Genomic DNA, 6,802 nt, shown 5'->3' on the forward strand with positions numbered 1-6,802 from the left:
CCAACCCCTCAATCCTTGAGGGGCTCCCTCGCCGGTTGGCAGGAACAAACAATAGTTTGTTCAATGCCAAGAGGGTTTAGGTGGAGTCCAGTTGGTCAAGTCAAATACTCCCTTTGCTTCGCTAGGTCCGTTTTGATTGACCAACACACGCAAAGATCTCTATTGACTGTTTTCACTTCGCTCTTGTTGTTTCACCGCATACTCATATAATCGTTCATTAAACTCTTTATCTATTTTTAAAAATTGATTCTCTACGTTATAACGTTCTTCTACTTCTTTCATCAACAACACATCCGGTTCTGGCATTACATATTCATCATTTACTACAATCGGTCTAGCTGGTTGCGTCTTTACTTGTAACGAAGTCAACTTACAAAACTGTGGTACTGAAAGTTCCCTCATCTTTGCCAATATTTCTAACTTCTTATACTGTTCTTCATTCACTGTAAACTTGATCTGAATTGTTTTCTCTTTGTCCATTTTAGTACCTCCAATATGTACCTTTTAGTACATATAATTGTACCATTAAGTACCATAAAACCCAAGTATTGCAGAAGTAGAAATTTAAGTTTTTACTTCTGCAATACTACCTAACTTTTCACCTCTTTTTTTCTATAAAATCAACATTACCCAAACTTGTTATATACCTCTCAAACACTCCAGATTTATCTATAACCTACCTGGATTTTATTATCCATATAAAAAACACCAAAGAACAAAAAGGCCTCCCAGACAAGCTGAGAGACACTTTAAATGTATATCTTGTTATTTCCATTCTTACTTCATCAGAAATCACACTAAGAGTATGCAAGATTCTATGCAAAAAAAGAATAGCGAAGATCCTTGGAATCCCCGCTATATCAACCATGTATAAAATCATGCATATCAATTTTTTATAGAAAAAAGAAAAACCTCATAAAAACAAGGATTCTATGAAAAACCTTGCTACCGATAATTGTGCGTTATGTATACTAGATTTGTATAACATATTCATGTGTTTTTAATAAGTCATCTTGAATCTAAGTACATTCCCTTAACAAGTGCATAGAATAATTTTGTAAAAACGCGAAAGGATTGGGAAAAATGCACTATAATCCTTATATATACCCATATCAATATCTTTATTATGTTAATGTACCAATACCAATACCAATGTATAACTATGGAAGACAGTCTGTTTACCGGACTTTTCCTAATGAGATAGAGCATGCAAATAGATTTGATTCTTTTTGCTCTTCTAACAATGACAGAAGAATTTCATTAACAGATTATGGACCAAAACCATTTGTCGTTAATATCAATGAAGCAACGAAGCAAAACAATACCTATCGTACTGCTTTATGGACAGGAACACATTTACAAGTTACTTTAATGAGTCTCAATGTTGGCGAAGATATCGGTTTGGAAGTACATTCTAACGTTGATCAATTCTTACGTATTGAACAAGGCCAGGGGATTATTCAAATGGGCAAGAATAAAGATAATTTAAACTTTAAAAGAAATGTCTATGATGATTATGCCATAATGATACCCGCTGGAACATGGCATAATCTAACCAATACAGGTAATATTCCTCTAAAACTTTACTCGATATATGCTCCTCCTAACCATCCATTTGGTACTGTACATGTAACAAAAGCCGATGCCATGGTAAATGAATAAAACTATTAAAAATAATAAAAAGGATCTTAGATTGAAGATCCTTTTTTTATGCCAATAATGATGCGTTATGTTAACTGTACTTGTATACAATATACAAAACAAAAATACTTTTTTAGATGCAAACACATATAAGATATCTAAAGTTATAGATGAACAAAATGTACTATTGAAGAATATATAAAATATATATCAAATATAGTACAAGCCTATTCATTACATCCTTAGTAAAAATAAAATTTTATAGCTTTTGGAGGAAAACATATACCCAAAAAAGTTCTCTTGTTTACAGATATGGGAATTGATGATGTGTTTGCTATTCTGTACACCTTTTTTCGTAATGATATCCAACTTGTGGGGATTGTAGCTGATTATGGAAATGTATCGAGAGAGAATGCTATAAAAAATATTAATTATTTGAAGTCACTAGTGTTGCATAAATATTGTCGCAATTTTCAGTCTGATTTTCCTCCTTGTTTAGAGCCAAAAAGGTAAATACCTATTCAAAGGTGGCTCCATCCATTTGGGTTTTTTTTACAATTAGACTTGTGCGACAACAACAATTTGTGTCAAAGGTGAAAAAAGCTGTCAGAACAAACATATTGACGATAAAGTCTTATACCAAGCTTTTATTAACACGTTTAATGCCATCATAGAGAACAAAGATTATTTTTTAGAAAAATGGCAGCAGAACATAGATAGTGATGATTATTTACAAAAATATAGAGTAAGACAGTTTATTGAGCTCATTGAAAAAACAGAGCCAATAACAGAGTTTGATTTGGAGTTATATTTTACATTGATTAGAAAGTTGACTGTATTTGTAGGGGAAAGAATTGTTGTGAGTTTGTTAGATGAAACGGAAATAGAATGTGAGATTGAGTAGATTATTATTGGTCTTGAAGGGTTTGTATTCTGCTATTTGGGTTAATTCTATGGAAGTTGTATTAAAAGAAACACTCTAAAAATTGGTACAGATACGAATGCATTTGTACAGAACGTAAAATAAAGGATTTATGAATAAACGTATACAAAATTGGAATAATATCTTTGAAAATAACCAAGGAGGTTGAATATGTCATTAGTACCTTATGATCCATTTAGACAATTATCAAATATGAGAAGAGAATTCGATCGTTTCTTTTCGGAATTACCAATTTCGTTTGACAATGAACATGGTATAGGTGGGATTCGAGTAGATGTTCATGAAACTGAGAATGAGGTTGTGGCAACATGTGATTTACCTGGTCTTGAAAAGAAAGAAGATGTAGATATTGATATTCAAAATAACAGATTAAGCATTAGTGGTTCTATCAAGCGTACCAATGAAATAAAAGAAGAAAATATGTTAAAAAAGGAACGCTATACAGGTCGTTTTCAACGTATGATAACACTTCCAAGCCCCGTTTCACATGATGGGGTTAAAGCTACGTACAAAAATGGAATACTTGAAATAACAATGCCAAAAGTAGCGAAGGACGTAAAAAAGAAGATAGATGTAAGTTTCCAGTAACATGAGTAAATTGCTACTGGTCATGAAAGATTTCGGGTATGACTACATGCAGGAATTAGCTAAAGAAAGTCCTGATTTGGTGGATTTGATAATTTTAACTATTCATTCACCTGAACAACAAAAGAAAAAGGTCATTTCTGAGTTAACAGATAATATTAAGAAAAGCTTTTTATAAATCTGATAAGGATCATAGGCTTTATATAAGCTAATAAATAATCATTATAGTACCTAAATTGTAATTAATTCATCGAAAGAGAAAGACAGGTTAAATAACTTGTCTTTTTTGTTTTGCAATTAACAAAAGATTATTTGGTCAATCTTTGTAACAACATGTTTACTATAACCAACATAAATAATTATGAATAACTATACCATGGAAAAGACTGTAGCATATCCTAAATAAAGATAAAAATACATATTTAAAAAAGAATTATGTAAAATAGCCGTCCAAATGGATGGCTATTTTTTTATTAGTTTGGTTTTGATCTTAATCTTATCTTTTGGTATTCTCTTTGCTTTTTGGCTAGAGTGCTGGCTCGTCGTGTGGGGGCGAAACCCCACGTATTCCGTATCAATTATCGAGTAAGAACTATTTTAGAACGAATGATCTAAGCGGTTCGGCTCGTATACTTGCTTGTCCAAGTCGAGAACCATTGCTTTGCTTTTTGTCTGTCGGCTTGGCGAGAAAAGCACACGAGCCGAAAAAACTTCTACAAGGATGGAGCAAAGCGAAGAAGGTGGAGATTTTTTGAGTGTTTTTCTCAAAAAATACTACCTGTTCCTTGTAAAAGTTTTAGCTCTTAAGGAAAAAGAGAAAAAAAGACCAACTTTTAGTTGGTCTTTTTTTAAAATATCAAAGGGGCTATTTAGCCCCTTTGATATTAGAAGAGAGGAAATGTCAGTAAAAAAGTGGGATAAACCCAGTCATATCAATGGATTTGGCGTTTTTTCTTGTGTTCATATTTGATAGCAATTGTGTTCATTTTTGAAGATGTCTGTATTCTTTTAATGAATACAATTGTATTTTTAATATGATTGTGTTAGTGTTCTTTTAAAGAGATATTTAGTGTTCAAGTTTGAATACATACACATTAAATAAATAGGGGGATATTTCATGGGAAAACATGACGAAAATTTAGAATATCATGCAGAAACTCAAACCTTAGTCGGTCAAAAGAAACGAGAATTAGTAGATACTGAAACTGGAGAAGTTATTCATGTAGACCAAATAACCAAAAGAGTTTATGGAACCAAAAATTTTTGGAAAATGTACTTAATGGATTTCTTAACAGTTCTAGGGATCATAGACAACAAACAACTAGATGTCTTTATATACATAGCCGAAAATACAAACCAATCTAACAATCTTTTTATAGGCACATATAGGAGTATCTCAAAAGATGTTGGTGTCGGTGTAAGCACAGTTACACGTATTATGAAAAAACTACAAGAAAGCAATTTTATCAAGAAAAAACAAAATGGCGTTTATATCGTAAATCCTAACATCATGATGAAGGGGAATGATACAAAACGACAAATACTATTGAGTTATTATGAAGAAGATAAGCCTTTAAATTCTATCGACATATTAAGAGGAAAACAAAAAGCTCTTCCAGAACAAGAAACAACAAAAAACGAATCAAAAAAATTAGGATTGGAGACGAAAAATAATGATTGAGGGCGTTGAATTAAATATTTATTTAGATGACGATACAGTATCATTTAGTCTATCCCCTGTACAAACAGAAGTTATATTTAAAGCATTGGGACTACAATTTGATGAAAATACACAAACATTAAGTTCATTTAGTGATAACAGCTTACAAAAACATGTTCTTCCTAAAATTAATTTTGTACCTAAATAAAAAGCATTACATCAATTGATGTAATGCTTTTTATTTATCTTCATATTCATGAAGTTCAATCACATTTTCTGAATCGCCAATAATACGAGCATACTCCAAACCACCATCTACGCCCACTGATCCACATAAACAATACTTAAAATCATAAGTGAACTTAGATTCAATTACATCCCCACATTTTCGGCATTGAATTGCATTTCTCTTTAGTTTTTTCATTGATAATCCCCCTATCAAAGTTCTCGTTCATTTCCACGTTCTTTTCTTTGTTGCGTTTGTTGAGTTGCAAGAAACTTTGACGCTGCTTCATATCCTTTTTTCTCATTTTCATTCAATGCTTTTTCCGAATATCTAAGAGAACTAAATCTATTTATGGATGCATTTACTTTTCTCTTACAAAAACCAATTATTTCATGAAATTTTGACACTTCTTTTGGAATAAACTTCTCATAAAATTTATTCATTTCATCAAACAATTTTCCTAGACGTTCATATTTGCCCTTATATGGCTTTAACCTTTCATTTTCTTTTTCCAAACGCTTCACCGTTGTATGTAAATCTGTATTACTCGCTTGTAACGCTTCATTCTTACGATGTAACGTCGTATTTTCGCGTTTAAAGGCTTCTGATGCTTTTGCCTTAGTTTTGAGTTCCTCAAAGTCTTCTACGCTCATTTCAACCGTTTTAGAGCGTAAAATACCACCTTTATGTTTCACTTCGATCTTATCGACTTTATTTGTTGATTTCACTGCATTTTGTAATTGATTCAAACGAGATTCTAATTGTTCCATCTGTTTATTGACTACTTCTTTTTTCTGTAGACATTGTCCGATCTCTTTTTCTAAAGCATTTATCTCTTCCTTTGCCGTCATTGCCTTGAATTTCCGCATTTCTACATGTTTTTTGTCACTTGATACACCACGTTCCAAATAAAAACCCTTTTCTACCATGTGAGCATGAAAATCGTCTTGGAGCGAAACCAATTCTTTTCGGTTGAAAATCTGTTTCGCTGATAGTTTATTTTCTTCTGTTACCGGAACCATCCCAACGTGCATATGCGGTGTTTTTTCGTCCAAATGAACCGCTGCATGTACAATATTTTGTTCTCCATATCTATCTTTTAAGAAGCTATACGCTTCTTTGAAAAACACCTTTTGTTGAGCTGGATCAACCATATCCAACACATCGAAAAATTCTCTATCACTTGTTACCACAAACTCACACATTACAACCGCATCTTTTCGAATCGCCCGATTGGTCTCTACATTCTGCTCAATTTTGTCTTTTACTGTTTTCAAATAATCAATATGGCCATCATTATGTAAATCATAATTAAGATGTGTTCGCTCCGATTCAATATCATGATTTGTATGGCTCTCTTTTTCTCTCTGATTATGAATCTGAATTCCCTTCACATCTCGCATTTTAAATTTCTGCATTCGGCAAATTGCATAACTCATTTTTTCGCCTCTTTTCCATAGGTTCTACGTCCTTGTCAGTCCCTAGAACCATATAAAGTATATATACTTCTCTACTGTTTTTCGGTGGACTTCCATGTAAAGTATAGCACACTATACTTTACTATCGTAAAGGTGTGCCCTGCGGGGCTGTTCGGCAAGCCGAACAAAACCTTGGACTTTGTCCAAACCTACAAGGGAGAACCTCCCCCTTGACCCCTTCAATCGAACTCCCCAACCCCTCAATCCTTGAGGGGCTCCCTCGCCGGTTGGCAGGAACAAACAATAGTTTGTTCAATGCCAAGAGGGTT

9 protein-coding genes and 1 pseudogene are annotated in these 6,802 nt (G+C 33.0%); 7 read left to right on the forward strand and 3 right to left on the reverse strand.

Annotated features, from left to right (window positions below; genetic code table 11):
* Window positions 1-159: 159 nt before the first annotated feature.
* On the reverse strand, window positions 160-480 hold the full coding sequence (locus tag PDQ68_RS27975) for a hypothetical protein (protein ID WP_000356677.1): 321 nt from the start codon (window positions 478-480) through the stop codon (window positions 160-162).
* A 603-nt stretch (window positions 481-1,083) separates the two neighbouring features.
* Here PDQ68_RS27975 and PDQ68_RS27980 point away from each other — a divergent pair.
* From PDQ68_RS27980 to PDQ68_RS28010, 7 genes and pseudogenes are all read left to right on the forward strand, one after another.
* Window positions 1,084-1,662 carry a cupin domain-containing protein gene (locus PDQ68_RS27980; RefSeq protein WP_000559143.1) on the forward strand — a complete coding sequence of 193 codons (579 nt, stop codon included), beginning with the start codon at window positions 1,084-1,086 and terminating at the stop codon, window positions 1,660-1,662.
* Between the two features lie 261 nt (window positions 1,663-1,923).
* Window positions 1,924-2,082 (forward strand): annotated as a pseudogene (locus PDQ68_RS27985) (nucleoside hydrolase); the annotation flags it as partial.
* 652 nt (window positions 2,083-2,734) lie between these two features.
* Window positions 2,735-3,172 carry an Hsp20/alpha crystallin family protein gene (locus PDQ68_RS27990; protein WP_010891078.1) on the forward strand — a complete coding sequence of 146 codons (438 nt, stop codon included), beginning with the start codon at window positions 2,735-2,737 and terminating at the stop codon, window positions 3,170-3,172.
* 46 nt (window positions 3,173-3,218) lie between these two features.
* Window positions 3,219-3,347, forward strand: coding sequence for a hypothetical protein (locus PDQ68_RS27995; protein ID WP_255452039.1), 129 nt, complete (start codon window positions 3,219-3,221; stop codon window positions 3,345-3,347).
* 543 nt (window positions 3,348-3,890) lie between these two features.
* Window positions 3,891-4,139, forward strand: coding sequence for a hypothetical protein (locus PDQ68_RS28000; protein ID WP_157416855.1), 249 nt, complete (start codon window positions 3,891-3,893; stop codon window positions 4,137-4,139).
* 147 nt (window positions 4,140-4,286) lie between these two features.
* On the forward strand, window positions 4,287-4,850 hold the full coding sequence (locus PDQ68_RS28005) for a replication/maintenance protein RepL (RefSeq protein ID WP_270773535.1): 564 nt from the start codon (window positions 4,287-4,289) through the stop codon (window positions 4,848-4,850).
* Entirely contained in the window at window positions 4,843-5,037 is a 195-nt protein-coding gene (locus tag PDQ68_RS28010; RefSeq protein ID WP_000569534.1) for a hypothetical protein, read from the forward strand. Before PDQ68_RS28005 ends, PDQ68_RS28010 begins: the two co-directional genes overlap by 8 nt.
* Before the next feature lie 30 nt (window positions 5,038-5,067).
* On the opposite strand, the gene PDQ68_RS28015 is transcribed toward PDQ68_RS28010, so the two are convergent.
* Both PDQ68_RS28015 and mobV read right to left on the reverse strand, forming a co-directional pair.
* On the reverse strand, window positions 5,068-5,253 hold the full coding sequence (locus PDQ68_RS28015; RefSeq protein WP_000734368.1) for a DUF7695 domain-containing protein: 186 nt from the start codon (window positions 5,251-5,253) through the stop codon (window positions 5,068-5,070).
* Between the two features lie 14 nt (window positions 5,254-5,267).
* Entirely contained in the window at window positions 5,268-6,494 is a 1,227-nt protein-coding gene (gene mobV / locus PDQ68_RS28020) for a MobV family relaxase (protein WP_270787147.1), read from the reverse strand.
* Window positions 6,495-6,802 lie beyond the last annotated feature (308 nt).

This window comes from Bacillus cereus group sp. Bc010, assembly GCF_027716745.1.
Classification (GTDB): domain Bacteria; phylum Bacillota; class Bacilli; order Bacillales; family Bacillaceae_G; genus Bacillus_A; species Bacillus_A pacificus.

Excerpts from the sequence above, each read along its gene's own strand:
- PDQ68_RS27975 (WP_000356677.1), bottom strand. The coding sequence starts at position 480 with ATGGACAAAGAGAAAACAATTCAGATCAAGTTTACAGTGAATGAAGAA.
- PDQ68_RS27980 (WP_000559143.1), top strand. The coding sequence starts at position 1,084 with ATGCACTATAATCCTTATATATACCCATATCAATATCTTTATTATGTT.
- PDQ68_RS27990 (WP_010891078.1), top strand. The coding sequence starts at position 2,735 with ATGTCATTAGTACCTTATGATCCATTTAGACAATTATCAAATATGAGA.
- PDQ68_RS27995 (WP_255452039.1), top strand. The coding sequence starts at position 3,219 with ATGCAGGAATTAGCTAAAGAAAGTCCTGATTTGGTGGATTTGATAATT.
- PDQ68_RS28000 (WP_157416855.1), top strand. The coding sequence starts at position 3,891 with ATGGAGCAAAGCGAAGAAGGTGGAGATTTTTTGAGTGTTTTTCTCAAA.
- PDQ68_RS28005 (WP_270773535.1), top strand. The coding sequence starts at position 4,287 with ATGGGAAAACATGACGAAAATTTAGAATATCATGCAGAAACTCAAACC.
- PDQ68_RS28010 (WP_000569534.1), top strand. The coding sequence starts at position 4,843 with ATGATTGAGGGCGTTGAATTAAATATTTATTTAGATGACGATACAGTA.
- PDQ68_RS28015 (WP_000734368.1), bottom strand. The coding sequence starts at position 5,253 with ATGAAAAAACTAAAGAGAAATGCAATTCAATGCCGAAAATGTGGGGAT.
- mobV (WP_270787147.1), bottom strand. The coding sequence starts at position 6,494 with ATGAGTTATGCAATTTGCCGAATGCAGAAATTTAAAATGCGAGATGTG.